19 protein-coding genes are annotated in these 20216 nt (G+C 65.8%); 7 read left to right on the top strand and 12 right to left on the bottom strand.

From position 1 onward, the window contains the following. Positions 1-17 precede the first annotated feature (17 nt). The 7 genes from I3J27_RS00850 to rsmI all read right to left on the bottom strand — a co-directional run bounded on the left by I3J27_RS00850 (position 18) and on the right by rsmI (position 7200). Complete coding sequence (locus I3J27_RS00850) at positions 18-1307, bottom strand: CpaE/TadZ family protein (protein ID WP_270164270.1); 1290 nt, start codon at positions 1305-1307, stop codon at positions 18-20. After that, positions 1304-2038, bottom strand: a complete 735-nt coding sequence (locus I3J27_RS00845) for a CpaD family pilus assembly protein (protein ID WP_270164269.1) — start codon at positions 2036-2038, stop codon at positions 1304-1306. Before I3J27_RS00845 ends, I3J27_RS00850 begins: the two co-directional genes overlap by 4 nt. Positions 2039-2090: 52 nt before the next feature. Next, positions 2091-3605, bottom strand: coding sequence for a type II and III secretion system protein family protein (locus I3J27_RS00840; protein ID WP_270164268.1), 1515 nt, complete (start codon positions 3603-3605; stop codon positions 2091-2093). A gap of 13 nt (positions 3606-3618) precedes the next feature. Next, on the bottom strand, positions 3619-4431 hold the full coding sequence (cpaB, locus tag I3J27_RS00835; protein WP_270164267.1) for a Flp pilus assembly protein CpaB: 813 nt from the start codon (positions 4429-4431) through the stop codon (positions 3619-3621). A gap of 478 nt (positions 4432-4909) precedes the next feature. Continuing rightward, positions 4910-5854, bottom strand: a complete 945-nt coding sequence (gshB, locus tag I3J27_RS00830; protein ID WP_270164266.1) for a glutathione synthase — start codon at positions 5852-5854, stop codon at positions 4910-4912. A gap of 10 nt (positions 5855-5864) precedes the next feature. Beyond that, entirely contained in the window at positions 5865-6263 is a 399-nt protein-coding gene (locus I3J27_RS00825) for a YraN family protein (protein ID WP_270164265.1), read from the bottom strand. Next, complete coding sequence (rsmI, locus tag I3J27_RS00820; protein WP_270164264.1) at positions 6250-7200, bottom strand: 16S rRNA (cytidine(1402)-2'-O)-methyltransferase; 951 nt, start codon at positions 7198-7200, stop codon at positions 6250-6252. The genes I3J27_RS00825 and rsmI overlap by 14 nt, the downstream gene beginning before the upstream one ends. 340 nt (positions 7201-7540) lie before the next feature. On the opposite strand from rsmI, the gene I3J27_RS00815 reads away from it, so the two are divergent. Next, entirely contained in the window at positions 7541-8794 is a 1254-nt protein-coding gene (locus I3J27_RS00815) for a penicillin-binding protein activator (RefSeq protein WP_270164263.1), read from the top strand. A 117-nt stretch (positions 8795-8911) separates the two neighbouring features. Here I3J27_RS00815 and hemW read toward each other — a convergent pair whose 3' ends face one another. From hemW to rph, 3 genes are read right to left on the bottom strand one after another with little or no spacing between them, the layout of a single operon-like run. Continuing rightward, a complete protein-coding gene (gene hemW, locus I3J27_RS00810) occupies positions 8912-10066 on the bottom strand; it encodes a radical SAM family heme chaperone HemW (protein WP_270164262.1) in 1155 nt (384 codons plus the stop codon). Continuing rightward, positions 10053-10688, bottom strand: coding sequence for an RdgB/HAM1 family non-canonical purine NTP pyrophosphatase (gene rdgB, locus I3J27_RS00805; RefSeq protein ID WP_270164261.1), 636 nt, complete (start codon positions 10686-10688; stop codon positions 10053-10055). The genes hemW and rdgB overlap by 14 nt, the downstream gene beginning before the upstream one ends. 11 nt (positions 10689-10699) lie before the next feature. Further along, positions 10700-11413, bottom strand: coding sequence for a ribonuclease PH (rph, locus tag I3J27_RS00800; protein WP_270164260.1), 714 nt, complete (start codon positions 11411-11413; stop codon positions 10700-10702). A 168-nt stretch (positions 11414-11581) separates the two neighbouring features. Between rph and hrcA the strand changes: the two genes are divergently transcribed. Both hrcA and grpE read left to right on the top strand, forming a co-directional pair. After that, positions 11582-12670, top strand: coding sequence for a heat-inducible transcriptional repressor HrcA (gene hrcA / locus I3J27_RS00795; protein WP_270164259.1), 1089 nt, complete (start codon positions 11582-11584; stop codon positions 12668-12670). A 96-nt stretch (positions 12671-12766) separates the two neighbouring features. After that, positions 12767-13372: a nucleotide exchange factor GrpE gene (gene grpE / locus I3J27_RS00790; RefSeq protein ID WP_270164258.1), complete on the top strand. Its 606-nt coding sequence runs from the start codon at positions 12767-12769 to the stop codon at positions 13370-13372. A 66-nt stretch (positions 13373-13438) separates the two neighbouring features. Here grpE and pncA read toward each other — a convergent pair whose 3' ends face one another. Then, on the bottom strand, positions 13439-14161 hold the full coding sequence (gene pncA, locus I3J27_RS00785) for a bifunctional nicotinamidase/pyrazinamidase (protein WP_270164257.1): 723 nt from the start codon (positions 14159-14161) through the stop codon (positions 13439-13441). A gap of 103 nt (positions 14162-14264) precedes the next feature. Then, positions 14265-15203, bottom strand: a complete 939-nt coding sequence (locus I3J27_RS00780) for a hypothetical protein (RefSeq protein WP_270164256.1) — start codon at positions 15201-15203, stop codon at positions 14265-14267. Positions 15204-15596: 393 nt separating this feature from the next. Here I3J27_RS00780 and dnaK point away from each other — a divergent pair, with 393 nt between their 5' ends. The 4 genes from dnaK (at position 15597) to I3J27_RS00760 (ending at position 20216) form a co-directional block, all read left to right on the top strand. Beyond that, on the top strand, positions 15597-17498 hold the full coding sequence (gene dnaK / locus I3J27_RS00775) for a molecular chaperone DnaK (protein WP_028148797.1): 1902 nt from the start codon (positions 15597-15599) through the stop codon (positions 17496-17498). A 260-nt stretch (positions 17499-17758) separates the two neighbouring features. After that, positions 17759-18892, top strand: a complete 1134-nt coding sequence (dnaJ, locus tag I3J27_RS00770; protein ID WP_270164255.1) for a molecular chaperone DnaJ — start codon at positions 17759-17761, stop codon at positions 18890-18892. A gap of 88 nt (positions 18893-18980) precedes the next feature. Beyond that, the gene (locus tag I3J27_RS00765; protein ID WP_212328188.1) at positions 18981-19580 is read left to right on the top strand and encodes a class I SAM-dependent methyltransferase; all 600 of its coding nucleotides are present in this window, start codon (positions 18981-18983) and stop codon (positions 19578-19580) included. Positions 19581-19637: 57 nt separating this feature from the next. Continuing rightward, positions 19638-20216, top strand: a complete 579-nt coding sequence (locus I3J27_RS00760; RefSeq protein ID WP_270164254.1) for an NADPH-dependent FMN reductase — start codon at positions 19638-19640, stop codon at positions 20214-20216.

The raw sequence follows: 20216 nt of genomic DNA, 5'->3' as shown, positions 1-20216 counted from the left end.
CCCTCGCTTCTTGTTTGTTAGGACGCCTTGCGATGCGGGGCTGAGCCGCGACCCGTTCTGCCCTTGAGCTTCTTCAGCAGCGGTCCGAACAATGATCGGCTCGGCTTCTTCACTTCGCCACGCCCGGCGAGGCGGTTCGCCATGTCCTGGAACAGCAGCGTGGTGCGGTGGCTCTTGGAGACCTCCGCAATCATCTGGCCGTTGTTGGCCGCAGTCGAGAACAGCTTCGAGTCGAACGGGATCGCCGCGATCGGCTGGCTTTCCATCGTCTTGGCGAACGACTTGACGTCGATCTCCGCCCGCTTGTGCATGCCGACCTGGTTGATGCAATAGAGCGGCGGCCGGTCGTTGGGCCGCGCCGCCTTCAGCACGCTGAGCATGTTCTTGGTGTTGCGCAGGTTCGCAAGATCCGGCTCGGCCACGATCACGATGTCGTCGGCGTTGACCAGCGCGCGGCGCGTCCAGCCCGACCATTGATGGGGAACGTCGAGCACGATGCAGGGCGTGGTCATGCGCAGCGTGTCGAAGATCGCGTCGAAAGCTTCGGCGCCGAAATCGTAGACGCGGTCAAGGGTGGCAGGCGCAGCAAGCAGGCTGAGGCGCTCGGTGCATTTGGACAGCAGGCGCTCCATTAGCGCCGTGTCGGGGCGGTCCTGCGACAGCACCGCGTTGGCGATGCCCTGCACCGGGTCCTGGTTGTAGTCGAGGCCCGCGGTGCCGAAGGCGAGGTCGAGATCGATCACGACGGAATCGAGCGCGAGGTCGCGCGCGATGGTCCAGGCGACATTGTGTGCGACGGTGGACGCACCGACGCCGCCCTTGGCGCCGACCACCGCGATGACGCGGCCGGTGATGATGGCCTCGGAGGCCGAGAACAGGCTGCAGATCGAGCGGACCACGTCGAGCGTTTCGACCGGTCCGACCACGTAGTCGTTGACGCCGCGGCGCACTAGCTCGCGATAGGGCGCAGTGTCGTTGGGATTGCCGATCACGACCACGCGGGTGCCGGGATCGCAGACGCCGGCGAGGTCGTCGAGGCCCTCGAGAATGTCGCGCGTGCCGTCGGATTCGATCACGATGACGTTCGGCGTCGGCATCGTCTCATAGACTTCGATGGCCGCGGCAAGGCCGCCGTCCTTGGCGGTGAGATGCGCCTTGGCGAGACGGCGATCCTCGCCGGCCGCGGTCACCGCTTTGAGCGTCTGTTCGGTCTCGCAAAAGGCCTGCACCGAGATCCGGGGAACCGGCGCAATGTGTTCCTCGGGGTGTCGCGGATCGTCCGCTTCTTCGTCGTGGATGGCTGTCATCTGCCGGTGTCGCTGAGTTTGGCCTTGTCGGCCTCGGGATAGGTGGTCGCGGTCGTCGAGCCCTTGCGGTAGCGTTCGAAGGCGATGTCGCGCCGGGCGGTGTAGGCGGGTGTCTCGGCCCGCGGCTGCTCGAGGTCGGCGGGGTTGTCGATCATGGCCGCGAGATTGCGCTGGCTGGCGCAGCCCAGATTGAAGTACGGCCGGTTCTCGTTGTAGCCGGGGTCGAGGATGTTCGGACCGACGTCTTCAGGCCACAGCCCGCAGGGACCGGCGACCGCGGCGATCTTGGAATAGCTCAGGCGGATGGTCGGCAGCAGTCCGGGATCCTCGGGGCGATAGGGATGCTGGACGATGGCGCGCGACGGTACGCCGCCGGAGGCGAGCACGGAGCGGATTTCGTGGTAGGTCGCCGCCGCGGCGCGCGAGTTCGCGGTGTCGACCGGCACGTCGACGACGACGGAGCCGGTGCCTTCACCGACCCAGTCCCGGGCGATGCCCGCGACGTCCGCGTGCTGGGCGGCCGAGAGGCCGCCTCGGGCCTTGCCGACGAAGATCACGATCGACTTCTTGGCTTCCTGCACCGCGATCGGGTGACGCTGGCGATAGTCGGTCGGCACCGTCTGGGTGACGATCTCACCGGTCGTGTTGCAAGCGCCGAGCAGGACGGAAAGACCCGTCAGTGCCAGCGCGATCCGCAGGTTGCGACGTCGATCGGCGATCGTCTTCGTCATCGCTTTGTCCCCCTCTTGCCCCGTTTCTTGCACGGTCCCCAAACCGTTCGTTTCAGTCGATGATGAAGCCGAAATCGCCGCGCGTCCCGTCGATCGGGTCGACACGGCGCGCGATGCCGTAGAGGCGATTCATGCGGCCGAGCAGCGCCGACTGCGCGTCCGAGGCCGGCGCGAAGCCGTCGTCGGGCCGCGACAATTCCTTCTGGGCAACCGCGCGCACCACATAGGGCGTCACGATCACCATCAGCTCGGTCTCGTTGTTGACGAAGTCCTGGCTGCGGAACAGCGCGCCGATGATCGGCACCTGGTCGACGCCGGGCAGGCCGTTGATCGCCTGCTTGGTTTTCTGCTGGATCAGGCCGGCCATCGCCATCGAGCCGCCGGAGGGAATTTCCAGCGTGGTCTCGGCGCGGCGGGTCTGGACCGAGGGAATGGTGATCGAGTTGCTCGAGGTCGAGGACACCGCCTGCGTCAGCGTGATCGCGTTCGTATTCGACAGCTCCGAGACTTCGGTCATCACGCGCAGGCTGATGCGGCCTTCGCTGAGCACGACCGGGGTGAAGTTCAGGGAGATGCCGAACTTCTTGTAGGTGACCTGGGTGGTACAGACGTGAGTGACCGGGTCACAGGAATAGCCTGCGGGGATCGGGAATTCGCCGCCGGCGATGAAGGTGGCGGATTCGCCGGAGATCGCGGTCAGGCTCGGCTCGGCCAAAGTGCGCATCACGCCGGCGCTTTCCATCGCGCGCATCGTCGCGCTGACGGTGGCGACGCCCTTGGCGAGACCGGCCACGCCGAGCCCGTTGCTGCCGACGATCGGGCCGCCGCTGACCGAGAACGGATTGGAGTTGTTGAAATTCACCACCGCGGTGCCGGCATTGAGGCTGGCGCTGAGGTCGACGCCCAGCTGCTTGACGATGTCGCGCCTGACTTCGCCGACGACGACCTTGAGCATCACCTGATCGCGGCCGCGCACGACGATGTTGTTGACGACCTTGTCCGAGCCGCCGACGAGTTTCGCGGCGACGTCGCCGGCCTGCTGGGCCTCGACCGGGCTCGACACCGAGCCGGTCAGCATCACGCTGTCGCCGATGCCTTCGATCTGCACGCCCGGCAGCGACTGGCGCAGCGCCGTACGCATGCCGTTGAGGTCGCGCTTCACCGCGATGTCGTAGGAGGCGACCTGCTGGCCGTCGGCAGTGAAGAAAACGATATTGGTCTGGCCGACCTGACCGCCAATGATATAGGCGCGCTGCGCCGAACGGATCACGGCGTTGGCGACCTTGGGATCGGCCACCAGCACATCCTTGACCTCGCGCGGCAGGTCGATGACGACGGACTTGCCGACGCCGAGCGACAGCGAGCGGGTGCGGGCCGGCGCGATGGTCGAAACCGGCGATATGTCGAGATCCGATGCCTGCATCGGCGCCTGGTCGCCGACCGGCGCATCCGCGGCGCTAACGAGATCGGGGGCTGCAACCAGCCCAAGCATCAATACCCCTGCCCAGAACGAGTATGCGCGCTTCCCCCGAATGCGCATGCCCGTGCGATCATCCCCAAAGTTCATGGTATCCCCATCATCACTTCTGTGACGTCAGTTGCTGTGCCTGCACGCCGTAGCGGATCACGTTCACGCCGCCGGAACGCTTGGCTGTCTGGTCGTCGAGCTTGAGATCGACCGCGTTGGCATCGACGATGCTCCGGAGCGCGAGCGTCAGCGTGCCGCCCTGGCGCGCGGCCGAGAGCGTGGCGACCTGGTCGGGCTTGAGCTCGAGCGTGACGGTCTTGCCGACGACGGCGTTCTGGCCGTCCTTTTCCTTCGGCGCCTGGTCGATCGCGAGCACGCGGATATTGGTCAGGATGACCTCGGACAGGATCAGGTCGTTGCCGCCGGTCGGGCCGTTGGCGTCGGGATTCTTCAGGCGGCGCGTCAGCACGATGTCGACGCGGTCGTTCGGCAGGATGAAGCCGCCGGCGCCGGTCTCGGCGGAAATCTCGGTGGAAACGGCCCGCATGCCGGAGGGCAGGATCGCGGCCATGAAGCCGGAGCCTTCGGCCTTGACCAGCTTCTGCTCGCGGATCGGCTCGCCCTGCATCAGCGGCACGCGCGCGATCGAGCCTGCGATCTGGGTCTGCGCCTCGGGCCTGTTGTCGCGGCGGATGAAGGCGTTGCTTGCGGTCGCCGCCGGCCAGGTCTGCCATTGCAGATCCTCGGGCTTGACGGCCTGGCCGAGCTGGATGTCGTTCTTCGCGACCAGCACCTCGACCGTCGGCAGCTTTTCGGCGACGGGAAGAACGGGCGCGGGCTTGTTGTCGAAGCCGCTCGCCAGATACGCAGCGACGCCGCCGGCGCCCAGCGCGATGACGAGAACGACAATGCGTGCGGTGTTCATACGCTTTTACTCTTACGTGGGGCACTCGAACCGCACGTGGCGGGTTCCCCAATGTCGATGAGTAGGGAGTAAAAGTATAAGGGGTGTTGCGAGGCCGAATGCGATCGCCGGCCGCGGTGCGGTCTTTCCGCAGATGGTGAACGTCGCGTTAGCCGGTCGGCCAGTGGCCCCGTAGAAACACGAGTGACGGCTCATACGTTCGCATGACGCGCGCGGCGTCATGGTGAATGGGTGGTTAGTGAGGTGTGTGGCTCGCCATCACGGCGCGCCGCGCGGACACTGGTGATCCGTCATCCCGAGGTGCGAGTGGCGCGATGCAAAGCGTCGCGCCGGGAGCCTCGAAGGATCTGCGGCCGGGATGCAGCCGGGCCGTCGCCCTTCGAGGGCCGCTGAAGGAGCGGCCACCTCCAGCGACAACGGCTTCGCCGTTGCGCGGGGGTGACGGTGATGGGTTGGCGCCTCGGGCTACGGCCGGCCCTTACTTCGCCCGCTTCTGCTCGATTACGTCCCAGACCTTCGCCGCCACGTCCGGGCCGCCCAGCTTCGCGATGGCGCGGATGCCCGTTGGCGAGGTCACGTTGATCTCGGTGAGGTTGCCGTTGATGACGTCGATGCCGACGAACAGCAGGCCGCGTTCGCGCAGCGCCGGGCCGACGGTGGCGCAGATTTCGCGCTCGCGCGGGGTGAGCTCGGTCTCCTGCGCCGCGCCGCCGCGCACCATGTTGGAGCGGAGGTCGTCGGCGGCCGGCACACGGTTCACCGCGCCGGCGAACTCGCCGTTGACGAGGATGATGCGCTTGTCGCCGTGCTTCACCTCGGGGATGAACTGCTGGATTACCCAGGGCTCCCTGAACGTCACCGAGAACATGTCGAACAGCGAGCCGAAATTCATGTCCTGCGGCATCACGCGGAACACCGCTGCGCCGCCATGGCCGTGCAGCGGCTTCATCACGACAGCGCCGTGCTTGTCGCGGAAGGCGTTGATCTCGTCGAGGTCGCGCGAGATCAGGGTCGGCGGCATCAATTGCGGAAAGTTCATCACGAACAGCTTTTCCGGCGCATTGCGCACCGAGGCCGGATCGTTGACGACCAGCGTTTTGGGATGGATGCGCTCCAAAAGGTGCGTCGAGGTGATGTAGGCGAGGTCGAACGGCGGATCCTGGCGCAGCAGCACGACGTCAAAGCCGTTCAGCGCCTCGCGCCTGGGCTCGCCGAGCGTAAAGTGATTGCCTGGCTCGTCGCGAACGGTCAGGAGCTGGACGGGGGCGACAATCTCCTCGCCGACCATCGAGAGCTTGTCCGGTGTGTAATAGGACAAGCCGTGGCCACGCTTCTGTGCCTCCAGGAGCAGCGCAAAGGTCGAATCGCCCTTGATGTTGATGCGGGCGATGGGGTCCATCTGGACGGCGACGTTGAGTTTCATGGTCTGCCTTTCAGGTCGAGGCGTCGAATGCCGCCAACACATGGCGCGGAAGCGAGCGCGGCGCAATCAGCATGGCGTCGAATCGCAATTCGAATTCGGCATGCTCGGGATGCGCTACGAGCCAGCCTTGTGCGGCGTCGATGATGCGTTGCTGCTGGCGCGGGGTGACGGCGAAAGCGGCGTCATCCAGCGTCGCGCGCGCCTTGACCTCGACGAAGGCAATGAGGTTGCGGCGGCGCGCCACGATGTCGATCTCGCCATGCGGCGTGCGGAAGCGCTTGGCGAGGATGCGGTAGCCCTTGGCCATGAGATAGGCGGCGGCGCGGCTCTCGGCGGAGATGCCGGTGCGGAACGCGGCGACGCGCTTGGGCGATGCGACTTTCGGTTCCACGCCCTCACTCTTGGCCATCGCCGCCCCGTAAATTCTTGGCGAGTTCGAGCGCGCGGGCATAGACCTCGCGGCGCGGCCGGCCCGAGAGCGCGACCGCATGCGCGACGGCATCCTTGACGCTGTGCGCGGCAAGTTGCTCGCGCAGGAGCTCGTCCAGCGCATCCGATGTCAGCATTTCGGCATCGGCCGCTGGCGGAGCGATCACCAGCACGAATTCGCCGCGGGTCTCCAGCGTGTCGGCATCGCGCGCCAGCTCATTCAGCGTCGCGCGCGAAATCTCCTCGTGCAGCTTGGTCAGCTCGCGGCAGATCGCGGCCTCGCGCGTGCCCATGATCTCGGCGAGCTCGGCGAGCGTGTCCTGCACGCGATTGCCGGATTCGAACATCACCAGCGTCGCATCGATGCGCGCCAGCTCCGTGAGGCGCGATTTTCGCGCGACTGATTTCGCCGGCAAAAAGCCCTCAAAGAAGAAGCGGTCGGTCGGCAGCGCGGCGACCGACAGCGCCACCAGCACCGAGGACGGGCCGGGCAACGCATGGACCGCGTGGCCGGCCGCGCAGACCTCGCGCACCAGCTTGAAGCCGGGATCGGAGATCAGCGGCGTGCCGGCGTCCGACACCAGCGCGACCGAGCCGCCCGCTGCCAGCGCCTCCAGGATTCTGGGACGCGCGGCTTCGGCATTGTGCTCGTGGTACTGCTTGAGCTGCGCCGTGATGGCGTAGCGCTCGGTCAGGCGCCGCGTGATGCGGGTGTCCTCGCAGGCGATGACGTCGACGCCGGCGAGCGTCTGAAGCGCCCGCAGCGTGATGTCACCGAGATTGCCGATCGGGGTCGCGACCAGATGGAGGCCCGGCGACGCCTTCGGCACGGCAAGCCGATGGGCATCGATGGAGAAACCGCGCGGGGCGGCGTCTGGGCCTTCAGGCGTATTTATCGGGGCCGGCTTTGCGCGCATAATGAATCGAACTTAGGCATGATCCCGGGGGCTGGGAACCGGTCCTCCGAAAAAGATCGTGCCGAGGTGAGGGGTGAGGAAGGACTGGAATGTGATCCATCCGGCATCACATTCCCTGGAGAATGAAGCATCAGCGCCATATTCGCGGCGGAAACGCCGCCTTGATGCTGGGTGACGGACGGTGGACAGCCGGCCAGGACTCGAGGTGCGGTCGCGTTAAGCGGTTATTATCCTTTTGTTTTGGTTAACTATTTGCCGACAATATGCCTGAATCCGCGGCTTGTGTCGTGGAAAGAATGTTGTGACCGGCCGGCAACGGCAAGTCAGAAGAGAAGCTGCCATGCCGGGCCCGCGTGATCCCAGATCGTCCTCTTCGGAGGAGTCTCCCGTTCAGGGGCCCTCGATATCAGGGGCGACCCGGCGGAGTGCGCTCGGCCTGTTGCTCGGCGCGCCGCTGCTGTCGGCCTGCGCCGGCGTGCAGCAGAGCCTCAGCCAGTTCTCCAACCCGTTCAGCAGCTCCTCCCCGCCGCCGGCCCAGCCGGCCGGGCCGCCGCAGCAGGCGACGACCGCCGGCACGGGCGGGGTCAAGGTCGCGGTGATCCTGCCGCTTTCGGCCGCGGGCAATGCCGGGCTTGCCGCGCAGTCGATGCGCAACGCCGCCGAGATGGCGCTGGCCGAGTTCCAGAATCCCAACGTCCAGCTCCTGATCAAGGACGACAACGGCAGCCCGCAGGGTGCGCAACAGGGCGCCCAGCAGGCGGTCGACGAAGGCGCCGAGATCATCCTGGGGCCGCTGTTCGCGCAGTCCGTGCCGGCTGTTGCGCAGGTCGCGCGCGCACGCGGCATCTCGGTGATCGCGTTCTCGACCGATTCCAGCATCGCCGGTCGCGGCGTGTATCTGCTCAGCTTCCTGCCGGAGTCCGACGTCAACCGCATCGTCGAATATTCCGCCAGCATCGGAAAGCGCTCCGTCGCCGTGCTCGTGCCCGACAATGCCTATGGCAATGTGGTCGAGGCCGCGGTGAAGGCGGCGGTGCCGCGCCGCGGCGGGCGCATCGTCGCGTTCGAGAAATACGGTGCCGATCGCGCCACACCGGCGCGCACCGTGGCACAGCAGCTCGGCAGCGCGGATGCGCTGTTCATCGCCGATGACGGCGACGCGGTGGTGACGGTGGCCGATGCAATGACGGCCGCAGGTGCTAATTTGCGCAACATCCAGCTGCTCGGCACCGGCCTGTGGGACAGCCCGCGCGTCTATGCCAGCCAGAACTTGCAAGGCGGTCTCTACGCCGCGCCCGATCCGGCCGGTTTCCGCGCCTTCTCCGGCCGCTATCGCACGAAGTATGGCGCCGAGCCGATCCGCACCGCCACACTCGCCTATGACGCCGTCGCCCTCGTCGCCGCGCTCGCGCGCACGCAGGGCACCACGCGCTTCGCGCCCGACGTGCTCACCAATCCGTCCGGCTTCGCCGGCATCGACGGACTGTTCCGCTTCCGCGCGGACGGCACGAATGAGCGGGGCCTCGCAGTGATGAAGGTGTCGACCGGCGGCGGCGTCGCGGTGGCGGGCTCGCCGAAGAGTTTTGGGGCGTAGCTCAGGACGACGCTGCCGTAGGGTGGGCAAAGCGAAGCGTGCCCACGATCTCTCAGCTATCACATGGAATTGGTGGGCACGGCGCAAGTGCGCCTTTGCCCACCCTACGAGATCTCGCTACGCCGCGAGATCCGCAACCACCGCATCGAGCACCGGGAATCCGCTGCTGGTCACGCGCAGACGGCCCGTGGCATCGACCGTGATCGCGCCTTCTTCGCGCAGCAGCGTGATGCGCTTGGGATCGAGCGAGCGGCCCGACAGCGCCTTGTAACGCTCGGGGTCGATACCCTCAGCCAAACGCAATCCCATCAGCAAAAATTCGTCGGCACGTTCTTCGCTGTTGAGGAGATCGTCGGTGACGACACCGTGGCCGTTGGTCTCGACGCGCATCAGCCAGGCTTCGGGGCGCTTCTCTGTGGCAGTGGCATGGCGCACGCCGTCGATGTCGAGGCGGCCATGGGCGCCGGGGCCGATGCCGGCATATTCCTCGCCGCGCCAGTAGACCAGATTGTGCCGGCACTCGGCGCCGCGCCGCGCGTGGTTGGAAATCTCGTAGGCGGGCAGGCCGAGCTTGTCACAGGTCTCCTGCGTGACGTCGTAGAGCGCGCGCGCGACGGCTTCGTCCGGCGTCTTCAATTTGCCGGCCTGATGCAGGCCGAAGAACGGCGTGCCTTCCTCGATCGTCAATTGATAAAGCGACAGATGCTCGGCCGCCTCATCGATCGCGAGGCGAAGCTCGTCGGCCCACATCGCCGGCGTCTGGTCGGGGCGGGCGTAGATCAGGTCGAACGAATAGCGGTCGAACGAACGGCGTGCGATCGCGACGGCATCGAGTGCCTCGCGCGCGCTATGCATGCGGCCGAGCGCCTTCAGCGAGGCATCGTCGAGCGCCTGCACGCCGAGGGAGACACGGTTGACGCCGGCTGCGCGATAGCCGGCGAAGCGCGTGGCTTCGACGCTGGTCGGATTTGCTTCGAGCGTGACCTCGACGTCATTGGCGACCGTCCAGTGCTTGCCGATCGCATCGAGCACGGCGCCGACCGTTGCGGGCTGCATCAAGGACGGCGTGCCGCCGCCGAGGAAGATCGAGGTCACCTCGCGGCCGGGCGAACGCTCGGCGGTGGTTGCAATCTCGCGCGCGAAGGCGGAGGCAAAGCGTGTCTCGTCGATCGCGGCGTGGCGGACATGGCTGTTGAAGTCGCAATAGGGGCACTTCGACAGGCAGAACGGCCAGTGCACGTAGACGCCGAAGGCTTCCTTAGCGCGGCTCAAGGCAGATCTCCGCCAGTTTCACGAAGGCGCGGGCGCGGTGCGACAGGCCGAGGCCGAGCGGCGGCAGCCCGTGCTTCTCGATGCTTTCCATCTCGCCGAAGGTGCGGCCGTGTCCGTCAGGCAAAAACATCGGATCGTAGCCGAAGCCGGCATTCCCGCGCGGCGGCCAGACCAGTGTGCCGTCGACGCGTGCCTCGACCTCTTCGAGATGATCGTCGGGCCAGGCGACGCAGAGCGCCGAGACGAAATGTGCTTTGCGCTTGTCGGGCGTGGTCGCGCCGCGCTCCTGCAACAGGCGCTCGATCTGCGCCATCGCCGCAGCAAAATCCTTCTTCGGTCCGGCCCAGCGCGCACTGTAGATCCCGGGCGCGCCGTCGAGCGCATCGACCACGATGCCGGAATCATCGGCGAACGCGGGCAGCTTGGTCGCCTGCGCGGCCGCGATCGCCTTGATCGCGGCGTTGCTACGAAAATCGTTGCCGGTCTCTTCCGGCTCGGCGAGGCCGAGCTCACCGGCCGACACCGCCTCGACGCCGTAAGGCGCGAGCAGCTCCTTTATCTCGGCGAGCTTGCCGGGATTGTGGGTCGCGATGACGAGCTTTCCGGTGATTCGGCGGTGCATGGGCCTATTGACTACGCGACAGCCAGTTTCTGCAAGTCCACCAGACGCGCGATGCCCTTCTGTGCCAGCGCCATCAGCGCAAGGAACTCGTCCTGCGTGAACGGCTCGCGTTCCGCGGTGCCCTGCACCTCGATGATGCGGCCATCGCCGGTCATGACGAAATTGGCGTCGGTCTGGGCTTCCGAATCCTCGGCATAGTCGAGGTCGAGCACGGGGGTACCGTTGTAGATGCCGCAGGAGATTGCGGCGACGTTGTCGCGCATCACGTTGGCCTTGACCATGTTGCGCGCCTTCATCCAGCCGATGCAATCGGCGAGCGCGACCCAGGCGCCGGTGATCGAGGCCGTGCGCGTGCCGCCGTCGGCCTGGAGCACGTCGCAATCGACCGTGATCTGGCGCTCGCCGAGGGCTTCGAGGTCGACGATGGTGCGAAGCGAGCGGCCGATCAGGCGCTGGATCTCGACGGTGCGGCCGCTCTGCTTGCCCGCAGAGGCTTCGCGGCGGGTGCGTTCGGAGGTCGCGCGCGGCAGCATGCCATATTCGGCGGTGACCCAGCCGCGGCCCTGGCCCTTCAGCCACGGCGGCAGGCGGTCCTCCAGCGTGGCTGTCACCAGCACATGAGTGTCGCCGAATTTCACCAGGCAGGAGCCTTCCGCATATTTGACCACGCCGCGCTCCAGCGTCACGGGGCGCAATTCGTCGGGCGCACGGCGGCTTGGCCGCATGGGGAATCCTCCAAAACTCTCGGAAAAGGGCTGTTCGCGGTGCTTGTAGGGGGGGTGAGTGGGGAGGACAAGGCTTTTTCACCCCCGGTTTTCCACCCCGCAAACGCCACGCTTGTCAGAAGCCTCGGGGATGGACAAATTATGAGCATCTGAGAGGAGTTATCGTCTGTGGCCCATCACGATCCGATCCATCTGATCGCGCCGCGCGCAGGCCTCGCCCAGCTCAACGAGCGTTCTCGCGACATCTTTCGTCAAATTGTCGAAAGCTATCTCGCGACCGGCGAGCCGGTGGGCTCGCGCAATATCTCGCGGCTGATCGCCATGCCGCTGTCGCCGGCCTCCGTCCGCAATGTGATGGCCGATCTGGAACAGCTGGGGCTGATCTACGCCCCGCACACCTCCGCCGGCCGGCTGCCGACGGAACTCGGCCTGCGCTTCTTCGTCGATGCCTTGATGCAGGTTGGCGATCTCACCGAGCCCGAGCGGCAGTCGATCCAGAGCCAGCTTGCCACCGTCGGGCACGCGCAATCGGTCGAGGCGGCGCTGGACCAGGCGCTGACGCGGCTGTCCGGCCTCACGCGCGCCGCGGCCGTGGTGCTGACGCCGAAATCCAATGCGCGGCTGAAGCACATCGAATTCGTCCGGCTGGAACCGGAGAAGGCGCTGGTGATCCTGGTTGGCGAGGATGGCCAGGTCGAAAACCGCGTGCTGTCGCTGCCGCCGGGAGTTCCCTCCTCGGCGATCACCGAGGCCGGCAATTTCCTCAATGCGCGCATCCGCGGCCGCACACTGGCCGAGGCGCGGCTCGAGCTCGAGACCGCGCTCGGGGAGGCTCGTGCCGAGCTCGACCAACTGACGCAAAAGGTGATCTCGGCCGGGATTGCGAGCTGGTCCGGCGGCGAGAACGAGGACCGCCAGCTCATCGTCCGCGGCCACGCCAATCTGCTCGAGGATCTGCATGCGCTGGAGGATCTGGAGCGCGTGCGCCTTCTGTTCGACGACCTCGAGACCAAGCGCGGCGTGATCGACCTGCTCGGCAGGGCCGAAACCGCGGAAGGCGTGCGCATTTTCATCGGTTCGGAGAACAAGCTGTTTTCCTTGTCAGGCTCCTCCACCATCATCTCGCCGTATCGGGATGCCGCCGGCCATATCGTCGGTGTTTTGGGTGTGATCGGGCCGACACGGCTGAATTATGCCCGCGTGATCCCGACCGTGGACTACGCCGCCCGCATCGTCAGCCGCCTTTTGGGGGGCTGACCGGCGTTTCCTCCGATCACGGGCGCTTGATTTTCGTAAGCTTAGGCACGATATCCGGGCCAACAATCCCTTGAGACGAGTTCGAGAAGAGAGTCGATGACCGATCAAGACCGGCAGCCCGAAGACACGACCGCGCCGACCGGCGAGCCCGTGGTGTCGAAACCCTACATCATGCCCGACGATCCGGAGCCGGGCTCGGTCGAAACGTTGCAGAAGGAAGTCGCCGAGGCGCGCGACCGCATGCTGCGGACGCTGGCCGAGATGGAGAACCTGCGCAAGCGCACCAGCAAGGAAGTCGCCGACTCCAAGCTCTACGGCATCACCGGCTTTGCCCGCGACGTGCTCGACATCGCCGACAATCTCCAGCGCGCGCTCGATGCCGTTCCGGCCGAGGCGCGGGCCGCGGCCGATCCCGGCCTGACCTCGCTGATCGAGGGCGTCGAGCTCACCGAGCGTTCGCTGCTCAACGCGCTGGAAAAGCACGGCGTGAAGAAATTCGATCCGCAGGGCCAGAAGTTCGACCCGAACTTCCAGCAGGCGATGTATGAGGTGCCGGATGCGTCGGTGCCCGCGGGCACCGTCGTGCAGGTCATGCAGGCCGGCTACACCATCGGCGAGCGCGTGCTCCGCCCGGCTCTGGTCGGTGTCGCCAAGGGCGGCGCGAAACCGGCTGCCGCCGCCAACAGCAACGAGTCGAACTGAGCGGCCCTCATCCTGTGAGGAGCGCGCTCGCGCGCGTCTCCTCACCATGAGGGTTTGGCAGTTGCCTTACGCGCTCACCGCGATATCCGCGGACTGAATCCGCTTCACGCCGGCCTTGGCCATATCGGCCCAGGCTTTCGCGAGTGAACCCTGCGTGTCGATGCCGCGGCAGGCGTCCTCCACGACATAGACGTCGAAGCCCGCCTTGCGCGCGTCGAGTGCGGTCCAGGCGACGCAGAAATCCGTCGCCAATCCCACGACGAAGACGCGCTTGATCTTGCGGCCCTTGAGGTAGCCGGCAAGGCCCGTCGAGGTCTTGCCGTCGGCCTCGAGGAAGGCCGAGTAGCTGTCGACGTCCTTGTGAAAGCCCTTGCGGATGATGAGCTCGGCATGCGGGATCGCAAGGTCCTTCGACAGCGCGGCGCCATCGGTGCCCTGCACGCAATGGTCGGGCCACAGCACCTGCTTGCCGTAGGGAAGATCGACCGTCTCGAACGGCTTCTTGCCGGCGTGCACGGAGGCGAACGAGATATGGCCTTGCGTGTGCCAGTCCTGCGTCATCACCACGTTCGCAAACGCTTTCGAGATCTTGTTGATCACGGGCACGACCTGCTCGCCTTCCTTCACCGCGAGGCTGCCGCCCGGCAGGAAGCAGTTCTGCACGTCGATCACGAGCAGCGCGGATGCATCGTCCGGCTTGATCGGTGCTGCCGCCAGAAGTGCGGTTGGCCCGAGGGCTACGAGAGCGCTCGTCCCAAGCGCGGTCAAGATTTGTCGCCGATCCAGCATCGTTCGCCTCCCTCCAGGATGAACCCAACGGAGACGAAGCCTAATTCTGCTTGTGCGCGAACAGAAGCCCGAAAATGCAGCCGGCTCTGTCCAGCGCTCGGGCTCAGCCCTTCGGCTGAATTCCGTCGCGCACGGCGCGGAAGCGGGTGAAGGCGGCGGGCCACTGGTCGCGCGGGGCGCTGGCGATGATGCGCAGCGAGGCGCCGCTGGAGAAGCGGATCCATTGCACCACCGTCACCGGGGTTTTTTCCTTGCCGCTGACGCCGTCGATCCGGGTCTCGAAGCCCTGCTGGCCGTTGATGCGGATCGGCTCCGACATGGTGACGCGAGATTCGCGCACGCCGGGGATCTGGAGCGCGGCCTCCTGGGCGAAGCGGGCGCGGTCGGCGGCGGCTTGCGGGGTGGCGCCGATCAGGCCGAGGATCATGAACGGCTTCGATTCATAGCCTGAGCTCTCGTTGCCGTCGGCCAGGATGATGCTCGAGCCCGGCGCCAGCGTGCGGATGTCCTTGAAGTCGGCGAGATCGGTGATCTTGAACGGCATCAGCGCGATCTGCTCTTCGGCCGAGACCTGCTTGCGGGTGGTGACGCTGGCAAACATCTGCCGCACGGCTTCATCGGTGTAGATCTTGGTCGCATTCTCCGGGATCTGCACCGCGACATAGCCGGAGAAGCCGGCGCCCGGCACGATCATCGAATAGCGCTTCACCGGGGTATCGCCGGCCTTGCCGCTTTCGGTGGTGAAATAGGCAAGACCCGCGGGGGTCTCGATCTTGTCCTGCTTGATGCCGGCGGTGCCCGCGGGATTGGCATTGAAGGCGCCCACGACCTCGCCATAGGCGGCCGGCGGCAGTTCGGTGATCAGCACCTTGACGCTGCCGTCCTCGCTCTCGAAACCCGGAAAGGTTTTGGCCGTGGTGAGCCCGACCAGCGGCGCCATGCCGAGCCGCAGGCCGGGCGGGAAAACGGCGTCGGCGGCGAGGGCCGGAAACGCTGTTGCGGCGAGGAGGGCGAGCGCGGCGAGGGGGCGGATCAGCTTCATGGGCACTCTGATTGGTTCACATTGAGGCCGTTCGATGGTCGGCCATTGGGCCGCTTTGTCGCGCGAGGCAGCCTCGATGGCGCGCTGCGGCCGGCGCCTTTTAGCGGGTTTGGCCCGCCGGTAACAGGGCAGGGCCAATCGCGGTGGCGGGGGCCGGCCGATCTCCGAACCTGTTAACAATTCATCACCCGCAAGGGCGGTGAAGCCCGGATATGATCTTCCAAAACCCAATGTTTTCACGGCCGAAACTTGCGTTCGGTCCTTGCAGGCCCCTCCCCCCCTCCTATATGACCCCCAATCATCGCAATATCGCGGATGTTTGATCTTAGGGGGTTTGGATCGGGTGCCTCTTGGGCCCAACCAACCTGCCGCAAAAACAAGGATATCAGGACCATGGGAAAGGTCATTGGGATCGACCTCGGCACCACGAATTCGTGCGTTGCCGTGATGGATGGCAAGAACGCCAAAGTCATCGAGAATTCCGAAGGCATGCGCACGACGCCTTCGATCGTCGCCGTGACGGACGACGGTGAGCGCCTCGTCGGCCAGCCTGCCAAGCGCCAGGCCGTTACCAATCCCGAGCGCACGTTCTTCGCAGTGAAGCGCCTCATCGGCCGCCGCTACGACGACCCGATGGTCGAGAAGGACAAGAAGCTCGTTCCGTACAAGATCGTGAAGGCTTCCAACGGCGATGCCTGGGTCGAGGCCGACGGCCAGACCTACTCGCCCTCGCAGGTGTCTGCGTTCATCTTGCAAAAGATGAAGGAGACCGCGGAAGCCCATCTCGGCCAGAAGGTCGACCAGGCCGTCATCACCGTTCCCGCCTACTTCAACGACGCCCAGCGCCAGGCCACCAAGGACGCCGGCAAGATCGCGGGCCTTGAAGTGCTGCGCATCATCAACGAGCCGACCGCGGCTGCGCTAGCCTATGGTCTGGACAAGACCAAGACCGGCACGATCGCCGTGTACGATCTCGGCGGCGGCACGTTCGATATCTCGATTCTCGAAATCGGCGACGGCGTGTTCGAGGTGAAGTCGACCAACGGCGACACCTTCCTCGGCGGCGAAGATTTCGACATGCGCCTCGTCGGCTATCTCGCCGATGAGTTCCAGAAGGAGCAGGGCATCAACCTGCGCAACGACAAGCTCGCGTTGCAGCGCCTGAAGGAAGCCGCTGAAAAGGCCAAGATCGAGCTGTCGTCGACGACGCAGACCGAGATCAACCTGCCCTTCATCACCGCGGACCAGACCGGCCCGAAGCATCTGACGATGAAGCTCACCCGCGCCAAGTTCGAGGCGCTGGTCGACGACCTCGTCCAGAAGACCGTCGAGCCCTGCCGCAAGGCGCTGAAGGATGCCGGCGTCACCGCCGGTGAGATCGGCGAAGTGGTGCTGGTCGGCGGCATGTCGCGCATGCCGAAGGTCCAGGAAGTCGTGAAGCAGCTGTTCGGCAAGGAGCCGCACAAGGGCGTCAACCCGGACGAAGTCGTCGCCATCGGCGCCGCGATCCAGGCCGGCGTGCTGCAAGGCGACGTCAAGGACGTGCTGCTGCTCGACGTGACCCCGCTCTCGCTGGGCATCGAGACGCTGGGCGGCGTGTTCACCCGCATCATCGACCGCAATACCACGATCCCGACCAAGAAGAGCCAGGTGTTCTCGACCGCCGAGGACAACCAGAACGCGGTCACCATCCGCGTCTTCCAGGGCGAGCGTGAAATGGCGGCCGACAACAAGATGCTCGGTCAGTTCGACCTGATGGGCATTCCGCCGGCCCCGCGCGGCATGCCGCAGATCGAGGTGACCTTCGACATCGACGCCAACGGCATCGTCAACGTGTCGGCCAAGGACAAGGCCACGGCCAAGGAGCAGCAGATCCGCATCCAGGCCTCCGGCGGTCTGTCGGAAGCCGACATCGAGAAGATGGTCAAGGACGCCGAGGCCAATGCCGAGGCGGACAAGAAGCGCCGCGAGGCCGTGACCGCCAAGAACGAGGCGGATGGCCTGGTGCATTCGACCGAGAAGGCCCTGGCCGAGCACGGTTCGAAGGTCGCCGAGCCCGAGCGCCGCGCCATCGAGGATGCCGTCAGCGACCTCAAGGAAGCGCTGAAGGGCGACGATGCCGAGGCGATCAAGGCCAAGACCCAGACGCTGGCCCAGGCTTCGATGAAGCTCGGCGAGGCCATGTACAAGCAGCAGGCCGAGGCCGACGCCAAGAAGGACGCGGCCAAGGACGACGTCGTCGACGCGGAATTCACCGAGGTCGACGACGACAAGAACAACAAGAAGTCCGCCTGATCCCCAAGAGGGTGATGATGCGGACGGCTTGGACCCCACACGCGCTACCGGCCTCCTCCTTCGCGGGGGAGGCCGTCGTGTCGGGGCGGGCGGGCAAGACGCCCGTTACGATCGATCAATTTCCCATGGTTATGCTGAACGCCGCGACGCTGCCCTCTGCCGCGAGGCGCAAGGGTGCCTATATCAAGGCGGCCTCTGTCGTCGCGTGGCGGCTTCGTTTCGCTCCGACTTGAATCGCGATTGGATAGACCGAGCTCATCATGTCCACGTCCACCAAGCGCTGCTATTACGAGACTCTCGAAGTCGAACGCGATGCCGACGAGGGCAAGCTGAAATCGTCGTTCCGCAAGCTGGCGATGAAGTTTCACCCCGATCGCAATCCCGGGGACGACACCAGCGAAGTCAAGTTCAAGGAAATCAACGAGGCCTACGAAGTCCTCAAGGACAAGGACAAGCGCGCGGCCTATGACCGATTTGGCCATGCGGCTTTCGAGCAGGGCGGCCCCGGCGGCGGTGCCGGTTTCGGCGCGGGTTTCGCCTCTTCCTTCTCCGACATTTTCGAAGACCTGTTCGGCATGGCCGGGCAGCGCGGTCGCGGCGGCCGCGAGCGCGGCGCCGACCTGCGCTACAACATGGAAATCACGCTCGAGGACGCCTTCGGCGGCAAGACCGCGCAGATCGAGATTCCTGTCTCCGTCACCTGCGAGGCCTGCTCGGGCATCGGTGCCAAGGCTGGCACCAAGCCGAAGACCTGCTCGACCTGCGGCGGCGCCGGTCGCGTGCGGCAGTCGCAGGGCTTCTTCACGCTGGAGCGGACCTGCCCGGGCTGCCAGGGCCGCGGCCAGATGATCGAGGATGCCTGCCCCTCCTGCTCGGGCCAGGGCCGGGTCACCCGCGAGCGGACGCTGTCGGTCAACATTCCTCCGGGCGTCGAGGACGGTACGAGGATCAGGCTTGCCGGCGAGGGCGAGGCCGGGGTCCGTGGCGGCCCCCCCGGCGACCTCTACATCTTCCTGTCGCTGGCCCAGCATCAGCTCTTCCAGCGCGATGGCGCCGATCTGCATTGCCGGGTGCCGATCTCGATGGTGACGGCGGCCCTCGGCGGTGAATTCGAGGTGCCGACCATTGAGGGCGGAAAGACCAAGGTGAAGGTGCCGGCCGGAACCCAGTCGAGCCGCCGATTTCGCATTGCATCAAAAGGCATGCCGGTGCTGCGCTCGCGCCAGATGGGCGACCTGTACGTCCAGGTTGCGGTCGAGACCCCGCAGAATCTCACCAAGAGGCAGCAGGAATTGCTGGCCGAGTTCGAAAAGCTCTCTTCGGGCAATACCCAGCCGGAATCCGTGGGCTTCTTCGCCAAGGTCAAGGATCTGTTCAGTAATCGGGCGAGCTGACTCGTCTTGACCGTACCGCTTCCGGCCTATACCTGTTTATGACCATTTTCTGACACGCCGCGTTCCTGCGGTCCCGTCCGGTCCTGACATGCCATTGCCATCGTCCGCGCGTGCGTTGAAGAAGCCTCGTCTTGATGACGAGGTGCGTTTTCTCAGGTCGTGGATCGAAAAGCCGCTGCATATGGGCGCAGTGATGCCGTCGGGCAAGCTTCTGGCCCGGACCATGGCGCACTATGTCGATACCAACTCGGACGCACCGGTGGTCGAGCTCGGGCCCGGCACCGGCGCCATCACCTCGGCCCTGGTCGAGCGCGGCGTCGACCAGAAGCGCCTTGTCCTCGTCGAATACAATCCCGGCTTCTGCGCCCTGCTGCGCGACCGCTATCCGCAGGCCAAGGTGGTGCAGGGCGATGCCTATCGCCTGCGCGACACGCTCTGGAATGTCCTGAGCGCGCCGGCTTCCGCGGTCGTCTCGGGCCTGCCGCTCGTGACAAAACCGATGCTGACGCGGCTGCGGCTGATCCGCGACGCCTTCACGGCGCTCGCGCCCGGCGCACCCTTCGTCCAATTCACCTATGCGGTGGTGCCGCCGATCCCGAAATCGCTGCCCGGCGTGTCCACAGAGGCCTCGGAACGGATCTGGATGAACCTTCCGCCGGCCCGCGTCTGGGTGTATCGCAAGGACTAATTCCGCCGGCATCATTCTTTGCGCGGCGGGCTCGTTTCGCCGAACGCATGGGATTGGATGCCCGCACCCAAAATCCTGGTCATTCCCGGCTCGCTGCGCACCGGCTCGCACAATGCGAAGCTGGCGGCGCTCCTCGCCTATGAGTTCGCGCAGGCCGGCGTGGACGTCACCCGCATCTCGCTCGCCGATTTTCCGCTGCCGATCTATGACGGCGATCTCCAGGCGAAATCCGGTGTGCCCAAGCACGCCATCAATCTCAAGCGCATGATCGGCGCGCATCATGGCGTGCTGTTCGTCTCGCCCGAATACAACGCCTCGGTGCCGCCGCTGCTGAAGAACGCGATCGACTGGGTCAGCCGCGTGCACGATTTACACGAGGCGCGCGGCGACGTGTTCCGCAACCGCCCGTTCGCGCTGGCCGGCGCCTCGCAGAGCCGGCTCGGAGCCGCCCGCGCGCTCCAGGCGTTGCGGCTGATCCTGACTTCCTGCCACGCCAATGTGATTGCCAGCCAGCTCACGCTCGCCTTCGCCGGAGAGGCCTATGACGATATGGACCGGCTGAAGAACGAGGGCGATATCGCCGCGTCGAAGGAGCTGGTCGCGCAGCTGATCGACATTTCCCAACGCATGATGTGA

The sequence above is a fragment of the Bradyrhizobium xenonodulans genome, assembly GCF_027594865.1.
In the GTDB taxonomy this organism is placed as follows: domain Bacteria; phylum Pseudomonadota; class Alphaproteobacteria; order Rhizobiales; family Xanthobacteraceae; genus Bradyrhizobium; species Bradyrhizobium xenonodulans.
Note: the sequence above shows the minus strand (reverse complement) of the source record. Positions and strands in the feature narration are given on the sequence as shown.